Source organism: Uliginosibacterium gangwonense DSM 18521, from assembly GCF_000373965.1.
GTDB lineage: Bacteria > Pseudomonadota > Gammaproteobacteria > Burkholderiales > Rhodocyclaceae > Uliginosibacterium > Uliginosibacterium gangwonense.
The window spans coordinates 167,339-186,158 of record NZ_KB892838.1 but is presented as its reverse complement, the minus strand read 5'-3'; the positions used below and the strand labels follow the sequence as shown (position 1 = coordinate 186,158).

The following is an 18,820-nucleotide window of genomic DNA, read 5'->3' as shown; positions in this document are numbered from 1 at the left end:
CCTGGATGCCCAGGGGCGCCCCAGCAGCCCCGAGCAAGCCGGTGTGCTGCACCGTGAAGAGTTTGCCTATGATGGCAACGGACGCCTGCTCCTGGCTGCCAATGCCCACAGCCACCTCCAATGGTTCTATGACGAAGCCGGACGCATGGTGCGCGAACACCACGCCTACACCGAACAAGACCGGCTGGCCGTCTGGCGTCACGAATACGACCCCCTGGGCAATCGCACCCGCACCCACCGCCCCGATGGTCACAGCATCGACTGGCTGCGCTACGGCAGTGGCCATGTCCACGGCCTGCAGCTCGACGGACAAGAAGCCATCGCCTTTGAACGCGATGATCTCCACCGTGAAATCCTGCGCAGCCAGAACAACCAGCTCCAACAGCAGCGCCAATACGACCCCGTAGGGCGACTCCTTGAACAAGTCCTCAAAGCCAGCCCGGCCAATCCGGACAAACAAGCCTACAACGCCAGCACAGGCGCGGCAGCCACACCGAGCACACACGGGTTTACCAACATTCAACGCCGCTACCAGTATGACGCCGCTGGCCAACTCCAAGGCATCCAGGACAGCCGCCGGGGCACGCTCAATTACCGCTACGACCCCATCGGCCGCCTCATCGAAGCCCAAAGCCCCCTGGGCCGGGAAACCTTCGCCTTCGACCCGGCCAGCAACCTCCTGGATCAGGACGCAGATGCCCGCAGTGGCGAACGCCGCTTCGGTGCCGAAGGCAACAACGGCACTACCTATAGCGCCACGGATGACGCCATGCGTCACCCAAGAGCCGGACACTTCGGCCAAGCCAACACAAGCTCACGGCTACTCGATAACCTTCTCAAACAGTACGCCGGCCAACACAACACCTATGATGGCTTGGGCAACCTCACCACCCGGCGTCTGAATGGTGAAGTCACCCAATTCCAATGGAACCCCTTGGGGAGACTCGAACGCAGCCGCAATGCCCAAGTCGAAGTCAGCTACCAATACGACGCCTTAGGGCGACGGATCAGCAAACACAGTCAGGCGATTGTCATCAGCGCCAGCAGTGATGGCCCGCTCTACGCCCAAAACGAACAACGGCGCATCGCCCAAGAAAAGAGCTACGGCCTCACCCTCTACGGCTGGGACGGCAGCTTGCTCGCCTGGGAAAGCAAAGTCCCCACCGTCACCAGCGGTGCGGATCACCACACCACCCACTACCTGTATGAGCCGGAAAGCTTCGTTCCGCTGATGCAAGCGGCGACCGATCGCCCCATCCGGCTCCCCATCCGCAGCAAGATCGAAGCTCCTTGGGAATACACCCCAATGGATGCCGCAGCAGACCAAGCCTTCACCCACACCGCCTACTACCACTGCGACCACCTGGGCACCCCGCAGGAACTTACCGACGACGAAGGAAACCTCGTTTGGAGTGCCCACTACAAAGCCTGGGGGCAAGCCCAAGAACTCATCAGCACCGCCCGACGCAAAGCCGGACTGACTACGAACATCCGGTTCCAAGGCCAATACTTCGACCATGAGACCGGACTGCACTACAATCGCCACCGTTACTACGACCCGCATACAGGGAGGTTTGTATCCAAGGATCCGATTGGATTGGCGGGGGGGATGAACATCTATCAGTACGCACCGAATCCGATTCGGTGGATTGACCCGCTTGGCCTCGCAAGCGACGAAACCTTGAAGCCGGGTCCCTTCGCTACAGAATCCATACCCGCACGCGGCCCTGCGCGTGACTTCACCTTGGCAGAAAGGCAGCAGATCAACGCGATCGGATATCGAGACGGTTGCCACACATGTGGTTCTAAAGATCCGGGTACGAAAAGTGGTGATTTTATTCTCGACCACCAAACCCCGAACGCGCTAAACGAGCAGGGGGATCCCCAGCGCCTGTATCCTCACTGTAAGCGTTGCAGTCTCAAGCAGGCTGGTCAAGTCACGCAAGCAAAGAGGAGGAATAGTCACAAAGAGGAGGAATAGTCAATGAGCAAGTACGTTATTTCAGACTGGATGAACAGCTCAGGCGGGCCATTAGTGGTCACTGAGGAAGCAAAAGCACCGCTATGGAATGGTATGCGTGGAAATCCATCTGACTACGATCTGGCCTGCCAATCTGCTGACTACACTTGCAAGTTGGCATTACATGGATCAGATGTGCTTGTTTTGGGTGATGAGCCGCTGCAAACTGCAATCGCTACGTCGGACAGCCACCAACTGATTGTTCGCTGGAAGTGGGCTGATAGTGAGGCGGATGTGCGAGCTGCAATCGAGCAAATCGATTTCAGCAAGATGGACCTTGTCGAAAAATTGACGGTCAACTGGAGCGATCTGCTACTTGTTATGTTCGACGCCGTGGATACATTCGATGCTACCAAATGTCTGAGATTCGCAACGAATTTTGGCGAAAACGAGGTTTCCACTTTCATCTACCAACCTACGTCTAGGACATCTCTATTGGTGCACGCTATTGCTGCCGTGCGGCCGTGAAAATTGCGGATAATCTCTTGCTACTCATGACTGCATGGCCTGAGGTTTTAATTCTCAGGGGGTAACGATGAAATCTACGAAGAAACTGTTGGTCGCTGTTATTCTTGTAGGGCTTGCTTGTACGGCTTACGCAAAAGATAAAAGCGGGATTGCCAAAATCGACAATCTCTACCGTGCTTTCGTCAAGGATGGAAATTCCACTTTGAATTTGCCGGAATATGGGCAGAGCATCAAGCTTCAGGCTGTGGCGCTGGAAGTCCGGGATAGCATGTCTGGGGATGCCTTCTTGTCGGTGGGGGCGAAGGCCAACGGGAAAGAGTTGGCGCGCCTTGTGTTTGACGATGAGGATGCGTTAGCAAACATTCAGCCGGGGCAACAGATTCTGGCTGAATGCGAGATGGGATTTTCTTCGGGGACCAACTATATCCCTTTTGAGAGTTGCCAGATCAAGTAGCCGATAATGCGATGCGCCTTTGCTTTACGTGCCAAATACCACTGGCAAGTGGTATTTGGCTGCAGAGGAAGCAAGTAGGGGAGCGTTTGGGGGATACGTGTAGTGGGCCGAAAGATTAGGTCAAGAGACGCGCTCTGAGTTTTTACATTGGGGGGCAAGTGAGGGCTCTTGACTTTATCGCCGAAAAAACAGGCGTTTGATCGCAAGGTCCTTTCTGTTAAGCGCTGAGTGCCTATTCCGCCGATTTCACCTGTCGGTATGGTGGGAAAGCATTGAAAACGGAAGCGGGTTGATCGGGAGGACATATTTGAACCTCCCAACGAAGAAATTGAAAAGGCTGCTTTTTGTTGTAATTAGCTGCCATATGTTTCAACGGCTTCCGATTCCTGTGATATGCCACCCAAAGGATCGACGGCTTCGGCCAGAAGCTTGAGTGTGACATAGTCCGTTTTGCCCGAGCCCAGCAATGGCAGGGCGTCGCGCGGCACGATACGGCGCGGAACAGCGAGTTCCGGGATGCCAAGTTGGCGGGCCGCGGCGACCAGACGATCACGGGTCAGATCCCGATCTGTTGAGAAGAGGATGATATTTTCGCCCCGGCGGGGATCGGTTTGCGACACGCAGGCATGCATGGCACCGGGACTGGCGGCCACGGCAAGGCGTTCAGATGTTTCCAGCGAGACCATCTCGCCTGCAATTTTGGCAAAGCGTTTGACGCGCCCGATGATATGGATGTAGCCGTCAGAGTCGACTTCAACCACATCGCCTGTGTTGTACCAGCCGGGGCCAAGCTCTGATCCCAGCGGTTCAAGCTCGCCGGGTTTGTTCAGATGATAGTAGCCCGTCATGATGTTGGGGCCGCGCACATGCAAGGTGCCGCCACGTGTAATGCCGGGAATGGGCAATACTTTGTGTTCAATGCAGGGAAGGAATTGCCCGACTGAACCACTGCGATAAGCCATGTTGGTGTTGACCGAGAGCACCGGGCCGGTTTCTGTGGCGCCGTAACCTTCCATGATGCGGATGCCGAAACGTTCGATCCATTGTTCGCGGGTGTTCTGACTAAGTTTTTCGGCACCGGAGATCACATAGCGCATGCGGAAGAAATCATAGGGATGCGCGTGTTTGGCGTAATTGCTCAGGAAGGTGGCGGTTCCAATCATCACCGTGCAATTGCGGTCATAGGCCAGCTCGGGGATCACCCTGTAGTGCAGGGGAGAGGTGTACAGGAACAGGGGTGCGCCAGAGAGCACGGGCACCATGGCGCCGGCTGTCAGGCCAAAAGCGTGGAACAAGGGCAGCGCGTTGAAGAATTTGTCTTGCAGCGAGAAGTCGATGGAGGAGCGCATCTGCGCTACGTTCGAGACGATGGCCCGGTGTGAGACCGCAACCCCTTTGGGTTTACCTTCCGAACCGGAGGTAAACAGAATCACTGCAGTTTCTTCCTTGTCCCGCCCTGGCGCGGCAGCCTTCTTGGGCCACCAACGGGCGTAGCCTGCCCACCAGAGTTTGTCGCCAAATGTGAGTTGCGGGCGCAGGTCTTCGAGATAGAGGACGTTGATGTCTTGGAGCCCATCAATCTTTTCCTGCAATTCTGCCTGCTCGATAAAAGCGCGAGAGGTGATGAGCGTGCGCATGCGGCCTGCAATACAGGCCGACTGGATGCCCTCGGAACCTGAGGTGTAATTAAGAAGCGCCGGGATGCGACGAAACGCCGTCAGGCCAAATAGCAGGCCCAGGGTGGCCGCGATGTTGGGCATCATCACTCCGACGTGCTCGCCCTGCTGTGTGTGGCGGCAGAGCAGGCGGCCCAGCATCAGCGCCATGCGGATCAAGGCGCCATAGCTGTGCTGGCTCTTGACGTCCTCAACCATGATGCGGTTGCGGCCAAAAATCTGTGCGCAATCAACCAGTGTGTCAAACAGCGGTGAAATCGGCTGGGTGACAAAAAGCATTTCCTGCATCAGGCGCCGCATGGCGTCCCCAGCGTGGTGATGGCGATCCTTGGGGGAGCTATCGGAGGGGGCCGGGATCTTGCGTCCTGATAAAACCGAGATGGTGACCTGGGGGAAGATCTGCCGTGGATGTTCGCCTGACAGGCGTGAGAAGTATGTGCGTGACGTGCCGTTCAAACGCACGGGGACTATCGTGGCGCCTGTTTTTACGGCCACAAATGCGGGGCCATCATAGACTTTCATCAGGCAGCCGGTATCGGTGATACGCCCTTCGGGAAAAATCACGACGGGGCGCCCTGAGCTGACGAGTTGGATGACCGTCTTGACGCCCATCGGGCAGATGGGGTCGACCAGCAGGTATTCTACCTGGGTGAGTACAAACCGGAAAAAGGCGTTCTGCACCACGCTGCGGTGAATAACGAAGACCGGGTTGATGGGCAGGAAGAGCGCGAGCAGCAAACCATCAAGAAAGGATTCATGATTGGCTACGACCAGCAGACGGTCGTTTGATAGCTCGGCAAGATTGCCTTCGATTCGCACGCGAAACAGAAAACGCAGCGTGATGCGCAAAAATGCGCGCATGAGAGACTTCATCCTCATCCTCTGGTGTGTTCGTTGCCTGCGTCTGGTGTTTTACGCTGGACAGGCGTGTCTGGGGCAAGAATTTTATACTTTCCCCGATTATGCGCCGGGAGGCTACCACTTTCGGGGGATAGATGACATGATTTCTCGCAGGAATGTATGGCATTTTGCCCGCTGGCGGGCTTCATCCTCTGGATGGTGCGCCATAACATGCCGCCGAACAGAATACTTGCCAGCATGGTAGCCAAAAGGCTGGCTTGCCAGAACCCAGCAAGGTTTTGCGGCCCGATGCCTAGCAGCGGCAAGCCACGATAGCACAGCAGCCAGCCCCCCAGCAGTCCCACGCCCCAGAAGCAGATGATGTGCACCAGCATGGGTCCCTTGGCGATTTTCAGGCCCCGCAGAGCTTGTGCGGCAATGGTCTGCATTGCATCAAAGAACTGGTTGCAGGCGATGATCAACATCAGTTGCAGGACGATGCTGCGCACAGCCGGGTCTGGCGTGTAGAGCAGGACGATGGGCTGGGAGAGCAGCCAAAGCAGGCATCCCAATACCATGGAAGTGCCCCCACCCAGTTGAAGGCCCGCTTTGATGGTCTGACGAAGGCCAGAGGTATTTCCTGCTCCGGCAGCCTGCCCCACCAGGGTGAGGGTGGCAATCGAAATGGACAGGGGCAGCATGTAGCACAGGCCGACGAAGTTGCTGACCACGCGATTGGCACCCACCTGATTGGCACCAAGAGAGGCTACCAGCAAGCTGATCAAGGCAAAGCAGGTCATCTCCACAAACGTCGACATCCCGATCGGCAAGCCCAGGTGGAGGATTTCCTTCAGGCGGGTTAGATTGGGGCGTTGCCAAGCGTCAAATAGATGGAAATCTCTTCCCCAAGCGGATCGGGCCAGATAAAACAGCCCACCTAATGCAAGCAGACTGGTGTTGATCAGCATTGATGTGGCGCATCCCACTGCGCCAAGCGGGTGGATACCCAGCCAACCAAAGGCCAGGGTGGGGGCCAGGATGAGGTGGCTGACTGCATTGCTCAGGCCAAAGAACATCAGCATCCGTGGCCGCCCCAATGCGTTGAGCATGCCGCCACAGGTTCGGTAGATCAGTACCCCCGGCAGGCTCCCGGCCACTACTGCGAGGTAGTCACGTGTGCGCTCGGCCACTTCCGGTGAGACATGGTTGGCGGCCAGAATCCAGTCTGGCATGGAGAGTGCAACAATCCCGCACAGAGCCAGAAACAGGCACAGCCAGATGCCTTGCTGAAAGCAGGGGCGCAGGTCATCAAAACGCTTGGCGCCATAGTGATGGGCAGCGATGGGCGTGAGCCCCTGCACGATCCCGGCACCAGCCAGCATGATGGAAATATAGAGCCCGTTGCCCACCCCGACAGCGGCCAGATCAACTGTGCTGAAACGCCCGGCCACCACCGTATCAACCATGGCTGTGCTGATGGAGGCCAACTGTGCAATCAGGATGGGCGAAGCATGCCGCAGGATCGCCTTGTGGCGATCACCATGCAGGGCAAGGACGCTCATGCTGCTTGCTGTGGGGCCAGTTGCTGTTTTCTGCGCAGCCAGCGGGAACGCCAATAGACGCCAGCCAAAAAGGCCAAGGTGGCGACGCCCATCAGCCAGAACCCCACCGCTTGCCAGAATCCATATGGGTCTGCCTGCATGGGGTACTGCTGGCCGGGGCCACGGAAAGCGATGTAGCCAGTCAATATGGCCTTGACCGGCACATACAGGGCTGCCAGGGCGGGGGCGAAAGTGACCAGCATGCCGGTGGCAATCGCGACACAATCCAACACAGTACGTTTAGGCAAGGCGCCTTCCACGTAGCAGGCCTCTATGCGTAAAAAGAGTGCGACCAAACTGCAGACTACCACTGCAACAGGCCCTACCGACAAGACCAGCCCCAGACCCAAGGCCGCAAACATGAAGGGCAGAGTGCCTAAGGCGATCAACTTGTTCCACAGCGGCAGAAAGTAAACAAAGCACGGAATGGTGGGCAGTAAGGCAGCAATGACGCCCAAGGCCCAACGTCCAGCTTTGCGTTTAAGCAAAACATCTGCTTGATATGAGGGTGAATCTGGATTGGCGTTGGACATCGTGATCGACTAACTTGAGTGATTGCACAGTTTACGTTCTTCCTGGTTTGATTTCAGCTGTTTTCATCACAGGATTTATCTATATATAAGGGAAAGCCCTAGGACGTATGGACGGGGGTTTTTGATTTAAGTTGGTTCGAATTTAAAACTAAGGGTGCTATAGTCATAAACAACGCACGGCAGACATTGAAGAAACAAGCCGGACAAGGATTTGCAGGAGAAGCGAAGCGTCTGAAACAGAATCGTTACAGGTGAGGCCCAGGCCCCTGCGGTTTTGCAGATGCATTCCTGATGTGACATTCCAGGAAGCGCTTCCAGACTAAAGATTTTTTTCATTTCCATTTAGGAGAAGTCATCATGGCCGTAACCAACAAGGAGCAGCTCGACGCACTCGTTGCGCGAGTCAAAAAAGCTCAGCAGGCATATGCCTCGTTCACGCAGGAAAAGGTTGATGCGATCTTTCGTGCTGCCGCTCTGGCTGCCGCAGATGCCCGTATCCCTCTGGCGCGCCGTGCAGTTGAAGAAACCGGTATGGGTGTGCTTGAAGACAAGGTGATCAAGAACCACTTCGCTTCCGAGTACATCTACAACAAGTATAAGGATGACAAGACCTGTGGCATCCTGTCTGAAGACGACAGCTTCGGCACCGTGACCATTGCCGAACCCATCGGCATCCTCTGCGGGATCATCCCGACGACCAACCCGACGTCTACTGCCATCTTCAAGTCACTACTGGCGTTGAAGACCCGTAACGGCATCGTGTTCAGCCCGCACCCCCGTGCCAAGCGCTCCACCTGCGAAGCCGCCCGTATTGTGCTGGATGCTGCCGTAGCCGCTGGCGCCCCGGCAGACATCATTGGCTGGATCGATGAGCCAACGGTGGAACTGTCCAACAACCTGATGCATCACCCCGACATCAACCTGATTCTGGCCACTGGCGGCCCAGGCATGGTTCGCGCTGCCTACTCGTCCGGCAAGCCCGCGATCGGCGTGGGTGCAGGTAACACCCCGGTGGTGATCGACGAAACGGCTGACATCAAGCGTGCTGTGGCTTCGATCCTGATGTCCAAGACCTTCGACAACGGCGTGATTTGTGCTTCTGAGCAAGCCGTGATCGTGGTTGATTCCGTCTATGATGCAGTGCATGACCGCTTCATCAAGCACGGTGGCTACATCCTGAACAAGAAGGAAACCGAAGCTGTCCGCAAGGTGATCCATGTCAATGGCGCACTGAACGCCAACATCGTGGGCCAATCCGCCCTGCGCATTGCTGAACTGGCTGGCATCACCGTGCCGGCCTACACCAAGGTTTTGATTGGTGAAGTCATCTCCGTGGGGCATGACGAAGTCTTTGCCCACGAAAAGCTTTCGCCCACGTTGGCAATGTATCGCGCAACTGACTTTGAAGATGCTGTCTCCAAGGCTGAAGCCCTGGTTGCATTGGGCGGTATCGGCCATACCTCGGTACTCTACACCGACCAGGATTTGCAACCGGCACGCGTGCAGAAGTTTGGCGAACGCATGAAGACGGCCCGTATCCTGATCAATACGCCTTCTTCGCACGGTGGTATTGGTGACTTGTATAACTTCAACCTTGCGCCGTCGCTGACGCTGGGCTGCGGTTCTTGGGGTGGGAACTCGATTTCCGAAAACGTCGGACCGAAGCACCTCATCAACAAGAAAACCGTTGCGAAGCGAGCAGAAAACATGCTGTGGCATAAACTTCCGAAGTCCATCTATTTCCGTCGTGGTTGCTTGCCTGTTGCACTGGAAGACCTCGCAGGCAAGAAGCGCTGCATGATCGTGACCGACCGTTTCCTGTTTGAAAACGGTTATGTGGACGACACCGTGCGCCTGCTCAAGAAGCAAGGCATGGAAGTCGAAGTGTTCTTCGAAGTCGCCGCTGACCCGACCCTGGCTGTTGTGCGCAAGGCATTGAGTCTGGCCAACGCCTTCCAGCCGGATGTGATCCTGGCCCTGGGTGGTGGTTCGCCCATGGATGCGGCCAAGATCATGTGGGTGATGTATGAGCACCCTGAAGTCCACTTCGAAGATTTGGCTTTGCGCTTCATGGACATCCGCAAGCGTATCTACAAGTTCCCGAAGATGGGGACCAAGGCTATGTTGGTGGCGGTGCCGACGACTTCCGGTACGGGTTCCGAAGTTACCCCGTTCGCCGTGGTGACCGACGAGAAGACCGGCGCCAAGTACCCGATTGCCGACTACGAACTGACCCCGAACATGGCCATCGTAGACGCCAATCTGGTGATGAACATGCCGAAGGTGCTGACCGCTTTTGGTGGTATCGATGCCGTGACCCACGCTTTGGAAGCCTACGTTTCCGTGCTGGCCAACGAGTACTCGGATGCCCAGGCACTGCAAGCGCTCAAGCTGCTGCAAGAGTTCCTGCCGTCTTCCTACCTTAATGGTGCCAAGGATCCGAAGGCCCGCGAGCAAGTGCACAATGCCGCATGTATCGCTGGTATCGCGTTTGCCAATGCCTTCCTGGGGGTTTGCCACTCGATGGCTCACAAGCTGGGTTCCGAGTTCCACCTCGCCCATGGTTTGGCCAACGCACTGCTGATCTCGAATGTCGTGCGCTACAACGCTGCCGATATCCCGACCAAGCAAACCGCATTCAGCCAATACGACCGTCCGAAGGGCGTGGCCCGTTACGCTCAGATCGCCAAGCATCTGGGCCTGGAAGCCAACCGTGACCACGAACGTGTCGAGAAGCTGATCGAGTGGATCGAAGACATGAAGAAGACACTGAACATTCCGCTGTCGATTCAGGCTGCCGGTGTGTCAGAAGCCGACTTCCTGGCCAAGGTCGACAAGCTGGCCGAAGATGCGTTCGATGACCAATGTACCGGTGCCAACCCGCGCTTCCCGCTGATCAGCGAACTCAAGCAACTGCTGCTGGATAGCTACTACGGGCGTCCTTACGTTGAAGAGTATGTTCGCAGCGAAAAGGAAACCAAGGTAGCAAAGGCTGAGAAGGTTGAAAAGGCCGAGAAGAGCAAGGCCTGATCTTTCTGATCAGAGGCTCGGCCCTGCCTGTGCGGGGCTGTCGCCAGAGAATTAAAAAGGGGACGATTCTTTCGGTTATATGGTGTAGGTAGTCGTTACTATTAGGTACTGAAAACGCCACTTCTGGATTGCAGAAGTGGCGTTTTTTATCTGAGCAACAGTTAGCTATGGTGTATTTCAGCAACCATTAGTAACAGACTTACTATTCATCCGGCGCGCATTAAAACTCTGGTCAGCGGTGCTGGTCCGGGTTTGATGTTGGGTTTGATCTCAGCTTTTACAATCGGGGTTAAACCCGAACAGAGTCTGGACGCGCGCCGCGTAGCGGCGAGGGTCAGAAGGCAAGCGCAGCGCGGCAGGTTTGGGCTTCAGGTGCGGAACAGCTCACCGGGATCGCATTCAAGGGTGCGGGCCAGCTTTAGAATATTCAGGAGGGCGACGTTTCGTTGACCGCGCTCGATTCCGCCCAGATAGCTGCGTGCCAAGCCGCTCTCCAGCGCCAGCCTCTCCTGAGACCAACCGCGCGCCTTGCGGATTTCAGCCAAGCGTCGGCCAAAGGTTTGCAGATCGGCTTGCTGTTCCGGAGTGAGCGAGGTTTCCATAGCGCGATGCTAGGAATTCGTCCTCTTTGAGGCGACGCTCTATGAGTGACAAATCAAGGCGTATTGTCTATATTTCGTCGTTTTCCAGCGCGAGACATCCTGCATGCCTAATCAACAGCTGCTTGAACATCTGGACGCCAAGGTTTTGCAAGGTCTGATCGACCGCTACTACGCAGGCGAAAACGTGGTGGCGTTGCTCAAAGAATTCGATGTCACTTGTCGCCCGGGGGACTTGTGGCGTCACTTCCCGCCTGACGAAGCTGGCCGTGATTGCCCTATGTGTAGTGAGCCGCTTATTGTACCGCGTCTCTCACGCACCGGGATGCGCGGGAAAATGACTTCGCCTGCTCGGTGTAGTGCATGCCTTCATGTTGAAACGCCTCGTTGCACCTGCGCCACTTGCAGTGCGGCGCGTCGCTTGGCCGTTCAGGAGAAAGAACGCCAAGACCGAGAGGCTATTGCCAATTTCTGTACATGCCGTTGGTCATATGCTCCGCTGAAAATCACGCCAGATCAGCTCAGTGCTGAAGCTGCGATTGCTCTTCTCAGTCTGGTTCGCTGCGGCGGTTGGTTGGATGACAGTTCTGTTGGCGCCATCCGTAATTCAGTCATTTCATTTGCGCCCCAGGATGCCGAGATTCAAAGACAGCTTCTCGACGTATTGCTGGAGTACTGCTTGGTCGCGCCGCTACCGAACTCACCTGCAGGGACTTTTGTAACGACGGGGGACGATCAAGGCTGGCAGATGGAGTCTGCACACTGGGCGATGCTTTTTCCTGACCCGCCAGGTTTCATCCGGCAGCTTGAATGTTTAGTCGCTTCGTCTTCCTGGCCGGAAGCCTGGCTTGCTGACTGCCATCTTGTCTGGAAAAGGCTAGCCGCAGCGGAATGTTGGGAGTTCTGCAAATATAGCGTCCAGAAAAGAGATCTGCCGATGCCCGGCGCTATTGCGCTTTACGCTTTGATTGAAAACCTGCTGCGGGACTTCTCGGTATCTCAGTGCTATCAACTCATCTGGGCCAGCGCAGCAGATGCAACGGACTATCGCGCCCGCAAACGAATCTCAGTTCATCACGCGGCAAACTTCCTGATAGGAGCATGCCAACGTCGTGCTGATCGTTCGCGGACCGAGCATTGGCTGATCAAAGGCTTTCATCGAAATTTTCAGCATGGCCGGTCGCAGGTGAGCCATGTACTTCACGAAGTTTTTCTACGGCATGGAGAAATTGGTTTTTATACATCTCCGATAGCGAACTCCGCTTGCTAGCGCGGCCAACAGCTCTCTTGAGATTTCTCCAAAATATTTTAGAAAATCTAGGCGACTCAATCAAAAGACTTTACAAAAAGGGTAGCAGCTGCAGCGCTTTGCTCGCCTTAACAAGAACCAAGCATCGTTCGCGAGCCCGTGTGACTGCGTTGTATAGCAACTGACCTGCAGGCCACAACACAGTTACTTGGCCGAATTCCCAATTCTTAGCACCATGAACTGTCAATGCGCGCTGAGATTTATCTACAGCCGACTTGAGACGTTTCTGGCTCGAGAAAGATTGCATAATTGACTATATGATTTCATCTCGAATGAGAACCAATCTGCCCCGTGCGCGTCGTTGGACGTCAGCCCAAGACATTACGTCCATAGCCGAGCTTCATTGGAAATGACATTCAGAAACTGTGGCAAGGTAGGTACGAGTTCAAACCTCGTACCAAGAGGGCCAAGCAGCAGACAACAGAGGACGCTAAAGATGGCATAACTCTGGAGCTGTAGCACATAGATACGAGGTTCGAAAAGGTATGAAGAACGCTATTAGGTTGAATTGTTGTGTGTGCATTGCTGCGTGAGCAGTTTGAAAGGATGAATTGATGCTACACACCACTATTCGCGGCAAGGTACATCGAGACAACACCGGCGTGGTAATGGAAATTCCCGTCATCCTTACTGAGCATGGCCCGTTGAAACCCTTGGTCAACTACTTTCTCGCTCACGCGCAGGTGCGCAGCAGTGCGTGGATGACCAAGACCGCACAAGCCGTGGGCCTACTTCTCGACTACATGTCGGCGAACCACGATTGCTTCGATGACCCCAAGGATTTGTTTGAAGCTTTTGCCCAGCGTTTGACTACTGGAACGGTGGGGGCGGATGGCGTCGACCCCAGTGGACTGTACTGGCTGGGGCGCAACCCCGCTGTGGTGCGGATGCTGGCGAACAGTGTTTCGGGCTTCTCGGACTGGATGGCGCGCGAACTAAACACCAAGCCACTCAACCCATGGAGGGACGCCACGCACAGCGAGGAAATGCTGGCCTGGGCAGCCTGGTACCAAAAGCGCGACCGCGCCTTTCTGGCCCATACGTGGGACAGGGAAACCGCCTCGCTGACCATGACCCGTGCCCGCAATGCCCTACTCAAACGTACGCCGGTGATTGACCATGAGCCAGTCAAACGCTTTTCTGACGAGTGCATACACGAGTTGCTATTCAAGGGCTTCATCGTCCCTGGCAGGCAGAAAAGTCCGCGTCTTGAAGAACGGCTTAACCTGCGCGACATTCTGATCACGATGCTAATGCATTACGGTGGCTTGCGTATGTCAGAGCCGTTTCAACTCTACGTGCATGACGTGTTGCCTGACCCGGTGCATGCAGATCGAGCCTTGGTGCGCATCTTCCACCCGAGTCAGGGCACCGCGCCACCTGATTGGCTGGATGCCAAGGGTAAGCCGACTCAATGCAACCGACAGGCCTACCTGAACGGCAAGTACGCCCTGCGTCCGCGAAATGAGTACGCCCTGAGCGATCAGCTTTTTGCTGGTTGGAAAGGTAATGCGCTTGATTCCAAAGAACATTTCATGTACGTGAACTGGTTTCCGCAGTGGGCTGGCGAATTGTTCTGGAAGCTCTGGGTGCTGTGCATGGCACAGCGGGCGCAACTGGACTGCGACCATCCCTTTGCCTTCGTGACTCTGAAAGGCAGCCCGTACGCCATTGACTCCTTCGAGCGCCAGTATCGCCGTGCCGTGGAACGCATTGGATTGCAGGCAGCCAAAGCCTTGGGTACCACACCGCACGGCCACCGTCACGCCTACGGTCAGGCGCTGGCTGATGCCGAGATCGATCCGATCTTCCGGAAGAAAGCGTTGCATCACAAATCACTGGAATCACAGGTCGTCTACACAGAACCGGACCGTGTCAAGCTCGTACGCGCGCTGGGCGCTGCTGCGGAACGTGAGAAAACCGGCAGCGTCCTGCCGCCCCCCGACTTCCTCTCCTACGGTTTCAAGGATATTGATCCTCTGGGGCTGATTAGTGGCACGGATCCAAAATTATTGAGGAGAAGGTGAGTTGGCAAGCCCAAGATCAACAATACGCGGCACCAACCTAAATTTCGATCCTGAGTTTCGCTTCTTGCTGGTGCTCGATCCGGCCCTTGAGGGCTGGAGGGCGCTCGCCGCCGAGTGGTGGCTAACTCAGAAAGCAACCCGCAACAGGGCCACTGCAGTCGTCACCTTCTTCGTTCGCTACCTGCACGCGCTGCAATTGGACACGCGTCCCATCACTTTGTTCGAGGCAGGCTCCGGCCTGCCCGACCTGTGGAAAACGCTGAACCAAGTGCCCCTCCAAGAAGCGAGCCAAAAAATTCAGTACGACACCATCAGCGATTTTCTCGATTGGGTGCTGCGTACTGAGCTAGCTGAGCCCGATTCCGAAGGCTATCGGGTGGTGCCGACGCACTTGAAACATCCCTTTCCCCGCATTCGACTCAAACAAGTCGGCAAGATATCCGATCTGAGCTTCACGTATGTCACCGAACGAGATCCGCGCATGGGGCACTGGCAGGCGCTGGCCGCCGAGTGGCTGGGGGCCCAGAAAACAGCCGTTCATCTACGCCGCAATGCCCTCGACTGCTTCCTGATTGATTACCTCGTAGGCTGCGAGCTGCCGCACCATCCCATCGAGTTCCTCAAACGCAGCACGCCCAAGCCAAATTTTAGTGAGGTCCTTGTCAAGCGGAAAACCTATGGTGCGGTTGGCCAGTTAGCTGCAGGGGAGATTAAACACAATAACTATGCCGCCGACTTCCTCGACTGGGTGCTCGTCGAAAAACTTTCCATCGACGATGAGTACGGCCACCGGGCTATTCTGCCCAACCTGCACAACCCGATTGCTCGACTGTCCACGTCTGGCCTCGCCACCCCGACGGAAACTGTCAAGGCAGCACTGTCTATCCGCTACATCAAAGAACTGCGCATGCTGCTCGCCGAAGGTCCAAACTTTCGCGACTGGGGGTGGGCTCAGCAGGTGACGGACGGCGGAACATCGGGGGGCGACTGGTTCGTGGTTGATCCCAAACTCATCAACCGAAATGATCCGGACTGCGTGTGGCGCGAGCGAAACTCTACCCTTTATGAGCAAAAAAACTCAAGCTGCCGCCTTGTGTGACCGAGCTGTGGTCCCCGGTGCGCGCCGTGGCTCTTTATCTTAAGTTGGAACTGCCGCTGCGCACGTTTCAGGTACGGATGCTGGACTCTGGTGAGGCGGATACATGGCGCTATGTACACGACCCAAGGGGCGGCTCTTTTGAGCCCAATGACGTCCCGTTTTCCACCGGCAGCGCTACACGACCCTATCAGCGCGGTGTATTTCACCGCCACGTCAACGAGTCCGGCGTGGGCCTATTCATCAATACCAACAAGACCGCCGACATTAACAAGGCGGAGAACGCTAAGGGCTATGTCATCCCTTGGGCGCACGAGACGGTGTTGTATTGGCTAGCGAAGCTGCGCTGCTGGCAGGAACGCTACAACCCGATCAATGAACCAATGGCGTGGGCTGCACTGGAGGCGAAGCACTTCGGTTGCACACCACCGCACCCGGAGGTGCTGGAGGCCCGCGGGAGCGCCTGCTTCCTATTCCGCGATGCTGCGGCAAAGCACGACGACCGGCAAAAGCCTCTGGGCGATAATTCACTCTCCCGTATCTGGTATCGGCTTCTCGCTCGACTCGAACAATGCTGCCTAGCGCGAGATGAAACGCTGGACGGCGGTACGCCGATCCAGTTTGTAGATCACGACCGCGACCAAGCGACGTACTTCCCGCTTCATGCGTTGCGAGTGTCTTTGATCAGCTACCTGATACTTGATTTGCAGTTGCCCCTCGTCGTGGTCTCCAAGCTGATTGCCGGCCACTCTCGCGTCATAATGACGTTGTACTATACGAAATTCGGCCACGCCTACATGAAAGAGGTACTGAACGTCGCCGAGCGTAATACGCTGGCAATCGACGAAGCCAGCCACCGACGTTTCTTGATGGATGCGAGCATGGAGCAGGTCAGCCAGCGTTTTGCGAGCGTCAGCGTTGACGCCATGCGTGCCGCTGTCGGTCACAAATCTGCAGCTACTTTCGTCTTCGAGGACAAGGGCCTCTGCCCGGTGGGCGGGTCAATGTGCGATGCGGGCGGGGCGTGCATAAAGGAACGTCAGACAGAGCCAACCTACGCCCCAGTCCCAGGCTACCCTAATGAGCGCAACTGCGTGCGCTGTCGCTTCTTCCTTTCCGGTCCAGCCTTCCTGCCTGGTCTGCAGGCGCACTTTAATACCGTCAGCTACGAAGCGCACGAACGCAGTGAGCGCCATAACGACCTCCAGGAGCAAGTCTCCATTTTGGAAAACCGACGTGCCGATTGTCAGCGCGACGGTCATTTGTTCACCGAAGCCCGCTTACTGGAACGCCTCTCGCAGCGCTATGAAGCGGAATCAGAGGCGATGGGCAAGCTGGTCAATGACATGCAGGCCACGTACTACCTGATCGCTCGCTCGATGGAAATCATGAAGGAAGCCCATAAGGAGGGGGGGCAGCTCGTGGCGGTAGGTGAGATGCACGACATTCAGATGGGCTTCACCGAAACAGCCTCAGAGCTGCACCAGCTCGAAGTTCTTTGCGAAAACGCCACTATTTATCCAGAGATCGATGCACGCAAGCCGACCCTACGGCGCAGCCAGTTGCTTGATTGCATGCTGGAGTTCAATAAGATGCCGCCGATCTTCTTTCGCCTGACTCCAGAGCAGCAACTAGCCGCCGGCAATGCCGTGATGCAACTTATCCAAGCACGCACCGGCTCGATCAAGGGGGCGCTAGAATGTGTGGAAGGACATCGCCGACTGCGCGACCTAGGCATCGTTGATGACACCTGGGACGTGCTTGCAGAGAAGGTGGCTGGCACCCCTGCCTACGAAATCATTGATGCGGCCCGCGTCAAACGGACACTACCCCACCCAAAAGGAGACAGCAGTGCATCCTGATGAACTTCTGGAGCAGCTCAAGGCCAATACGACGTCCCGCAAGGCGAAGAATCTCGACATCATTCATGCCGTATGTCGGGAGCAGCATGAGCGCGGTAGTACCGATTTCTCCGTGGCAACAATTTCTAAGATATCCCAAGAGCGCGGCGGCCCGGTCACATCAACCATCCATAACAAGACAGGGGACGACTTCAAGGGTTTGATCAGGGCTTGGGCCGGCCATACGGGGGGGTAACCCGCAAGGTACGTAAGCTCAGCGAGAACCCGATTCACGACGTTCTAAACAAGATCCCTGATCCCGCGGTTCGCGCTGTCATGGGGGCGATGCTCGCCGAAAATAAAAGACTGCGTGGCGAGGTGAATCTGCTCAAGGCGAACACCAAGGTCATCATCGACCAGACAACGAGACCGGCTAACCAAAGGCAGGATGCAATTCAGATCCTGCCTGCGTCGACCGGCCTCACCGACTCGGAGAAGGAAGCGCTGCGGCACGCGACCAGTGATGAACTAATGCAGGACGAAGGGTGGAAGCAGGACAGTCACGGGCGAATCCTCAATGCCAAGGGCCGAGCGATCTTCAAGATCGGGTTCGTTTCGGCCATCCGGAAAATCTTGGAATAAGTACAGAACCGGGACAGTGACCATTCTTCCACCGACAGCATCTCGGCCAAAGCGGTCACTGGCATAGAATGCAGCAAGCATCCGCTTATTATTCCATTGCGGTCATGTAGCCGTTGACATTAAGGCGTAGCTGCTCGTGCATTGAAGACAAAACAGGTTGCGGTCGCATGTGCGTATAACCTGCCTTTCTCGTCCTCGACGCGTGCCTCCGCCGTAGCCATTTGACCGCCTCGGTGCAGAACCCTGGCGATGGCACGCAAAGGCCCGGTCGTGTGCAATGCGGGCCGTACGATGTTGATGCTCAGTTCCGCCGTCGTGTAGGAGCGCCCAGCGGGTAGTGTCGTTTGTACAGCACACCCCAGCGCTGAATCCAGAAGGGTAGCAAACCAGCCCCCGTGCACCGTCCCTAGGGGGTTGTAGTGCGGTAGCAGCGGGATGCCCTGGAAGACAGCATGGCCGTCGCCCACTTCCAGCAGCGCCATATTCATGGTTTCGTTCATGGGCGGATATGGCAACTCGCCAGACATCATGGCTTCGAGAATCTCTCGCCCGCTCTTGCCAGCTAGTTGTTCCATTTTGGCTATGCCAGGCACTCCACCTCCGTTACGCGCGCGCTGCACTGCATCAGTCTGAAGATTGATCCAGACGCTTGATTGTTTTTCGATTTCCATAGTTGTCTCCAAT

Annotated in this window: 15 protein-coding genes; 10 read left to right on the top strand and 5 right to left on the bottom strand. The window is 56.2% G+C overall.

Going from position 1 to position 18,820, the window contains the following annotated elements; translation table 11 throughout:
- The 3 genes from B145_RS24910 to B145_RS0108175 form a co-directional block, all read left to right on the top strand.
- On the top strand, window positions 1–1,981 hold a 1,981-nt coding region (locus tag B145_RS24910; RefSeq protein ID WP_281167662.1), incomplete at its 5' end, for an RHS repeat-associated core domain-containing protein.
- Between the two features lie 3 nt (window positions 1,982–1,984).
- Window positions 1,985–2,488, top strand: coding sequence for an Imm21 family immunity protein (locus B145_RS0108180; protein ID WP_018606547.1), 504 nt, complete (start codon window positions 1,985–1,987; stop codon window positions 2,486–2,488).
- A gap of 67 nt (window positions 2,489–2,555) precedes the next feature.
- Window positions 2,556–2,942, top strand: coding sequence for a hypothetical protein (locus tag B145_RS0108175; protein WP_018606546.1), 387 nt, complete (start codon window positions 2,556–2,558; stop codon window positions 2,940–2,942).
- Between the two features lie 353 nt (window positions 2,943–3,295).
- Here the strand turns inward: B145_RS0108175 and B145_RS24905 are convergent, their stop codons facing one another.
- From B145_RS24905 to B145_RS24895, 3 genes are read right to left on the bottom strand one after another with little or no spacing between them, the layout of a single operon-like run.
- Window positions 3,296–5,479, bottom strand: a complete 2,184-nt coding sequence (locus B145_RS24905) for an AMP-binding protein (RefSeq protein WP_018606545.1) — start codon at window positions 5,477–5,479, stop codon at window positions 3,296–3,298.
- Between the two features lie 14 nt (window positions 5,480–5,493).
- Entirely contained in the window at window positions 5,494–7,020 is a 1,527-nt protein-coding gene (locus B145_RS24900) for an MATE family efflux transporter (protein WP_018606544.1), read from the bottom strand.
- The gene (locus B145_RS24895; protein ID WP_157288324.1) at window positions 7,017–7,547 is read right to left on the bottom strand and encodes a hypothetical protein; all 531 of its coding nucleotides are present in this window, start codon (window positions 7,545–7,547) and stop codon (window positions 7,017–7,019) included. Before B145_RS24895 ends, B145_RS24900 begins: the two co-directional genes overlap by 4 nt.
- A 402-nt stretch (window positions 7,548–7,949) precedes the next feature.
- On the opposite strand from B145_RS24895, the gene adhE reads away from it, so the two are divergent.
- Entirely contained in the window at window positions 7,950–10,622 is a 2,673-nt protein-coding gene (gene adhE / locus B145_RS0108155; RefSeq protein ID WP_018606540.1) for a bifunctional acetaldehyde-CoA/alcohol dehydrogenase, read from the top strand.
- 368 nt (window positions 10,623–10,990) lie between these two features.
- Here the strand turns inward: adhE and B145_RS0108150 are convergent, their stop codons facing one another.
- Entirely contained in the window at window positions 10,991–11,224 is a 234-nt protein-coding gene (locus B145_RS0108150) for a helix-turn-helix domain-containing protein (protein ID WP_018606538.1), read from the bottom strand.
- A 103-nt stretch (window positions 11,225–11,327) separates the two neighbouring features.
- On the opposite strand from B145_RS0108150, the gene B145_RS0108145 reads away from it, so the two are divergent.
- The 6 genes from B145_RS0108145 (at window position 11,328) to gmtX (B145_RS29475) (ending at window position 18,136) form a co-directional block, all read left to right on the top strand.
- The gene (locus tag B145_RS0108145) at window positions 11,328–12,491 is read left to right on the top strand and encodes a hypothetical protein (RefSeq protein ID WP_018606536.1); all 1,164 of its coding nucleotides are present in this window, start codon (window positions 11,328–11,330) and stop codon (window positions 12,489–12,491) included.
- A 593-nt stretch (window positions 12,492–13,084) separates the two neighbouring features.
- A complete protein-coding gene (gene gmtY / locus B145_RS0108140) occupies window positions 13,085–14,557 on the top strand; it encodes a gamma-mobile-trio recombinase GmtY (protein ID WP_018606534.1) in 1,473 nt (490 codons plus the stop codon).
- Window position 14,558: 1 nt separating this feature from the next.
- Window positions 14,559–15,656, top strand: a complete 1,098-nt coding sequence (locus B145_RS29490; RefSeq protein ID WP_211209786.1) for a VPA1269 family protein — start codon at window positions 14,559–14,561, stop codon at window positions 15,654–15,656.
- The gene (gene gmtZ, locus B145_RS29485) at window positions 15,653–17,515 is read left to right on the top strand and encodes a gamma-mobile-trio integrase GmtZ (RefSeq protein WP_211209785.1); all 1,863 of its coding nucleotides are present in this window, start codon (window positions 15,653–15,655) and stop codon (window positions 17,513–17,515) included. Before B145_RS29490 ends, gmtZ begins: the two co-directional genes overlap by 4 nt.
- On the top strand, window positions 17,505–17,750 hold the full coding sequence (gene gmtX, locus B145_RS29480) for a gamma-mobile-trio protein GmtX (protein WP_018606532.1): 246 nt from the start codon (window positions 17,505–17,507) through the stop codon (window positions 17,748–17,750). The genes gmtZ and gmtX (B145_RS29480) overlap by 11 nt, the downstream gene beginning before the upstream one ends.
- Window positions 17,726–18,136: a gamma-mobile-trio protein GmtX gene (gene gmtX, locus B145_RS29475; RefSeq protein ID WP_018606530.1), complete on the top strand. Its 411-nt coding sequence runs from the start codon at window positions 17,726–17,728 to the stop codon at window positions 18,134–18,136. Before gmtX (B145_RS29480) ends, gmtX (B145_RS29475) begins: the two co-directional genes overlap by 25 nt.
- A 119-nt stretch (window positions 18,137–18,255) precedes the next feature.
- Here the strand turns inward: gmtX (B145_RS29475) and B145_RS0108125 are convergent, their stop codons facing one another.
- Entirely contained in the window at window positions 18,256–18,807 is a 552-nt protein-coding gene (locus tag B145_RS0108125; protein ID WP_018606528.1) for a PaaI family thioesterase, read from the bottom strand.
- Window positions 18,808–18,820 lie beyond the last annotated feature (13 nt).

Excerpts from the sequence above, each read along its gene's own strand:
- gmtY (WP_018606534.1), top strand. The coding sequence starts at position 13,085 with ATGCTACACACCACTATTCGCGGCAAGGTACATCGAGACAACACCGGC.
- B145_RS0108145 (WP_018606536.1), top strand. The coding sequence starts at position 11,328 with ATGCCTAATCAACAGCTGCTTGAACATCTGGACGCCAAGGTTTTGCAA.
- B145_RS24900 (WP_018606544.1), bottom strand. The coding sequence starts at position 7,020 with ATGAGCGTCCTTGCCCTGCATGGTGATCGCCACAAGGCGATCCTGCGG.
- B145_RS0108125 (WP_018606528.1), bottom strand. The coding sequence starts at position 18,807 with ATGGAAATCGAAAAACAATCAAGCGTCTGGATCAATCTTCAGACTGAT.
- B145_RS0108180 (WP_018606547.1), top strand. The coding sequence starts at position 1,985 with ATGAGCAAGTACGTTATTTCAGACTGGATGAACAGCTCAGGCGGGCCA.
- B145_RS24905 (WP_018606545.1), bottom strand. The coding sequence starts at position 5,479 with ATGCGCGCATTTTTGCGCATCACGCTGCGTTTTCTGTTTCGCGTGCGA.
- B145_RS0108175 (WP_018606546.1), top strand. The coding sequence starts at position 2,556 with ATGAAATCTACGAAGAAACTGTTGGTCGCTGTTATTCTTGTAGGGCTT.
- adhE (WP_018606540.1), top strand. The coding sequence starts at position 7,950 with ATGGCCGTAACCAACAAGGAGCAGCTCGACGCACTCGTTGCGCGAGTC.
- B145_RS0108150 (WP_018606538.1), bottom strand. The coding sequence starts at position 11,224 with ATGGAAACCTCGCTCACTCCGGAACAGCAAGCCGATCTGCAAACCTTT.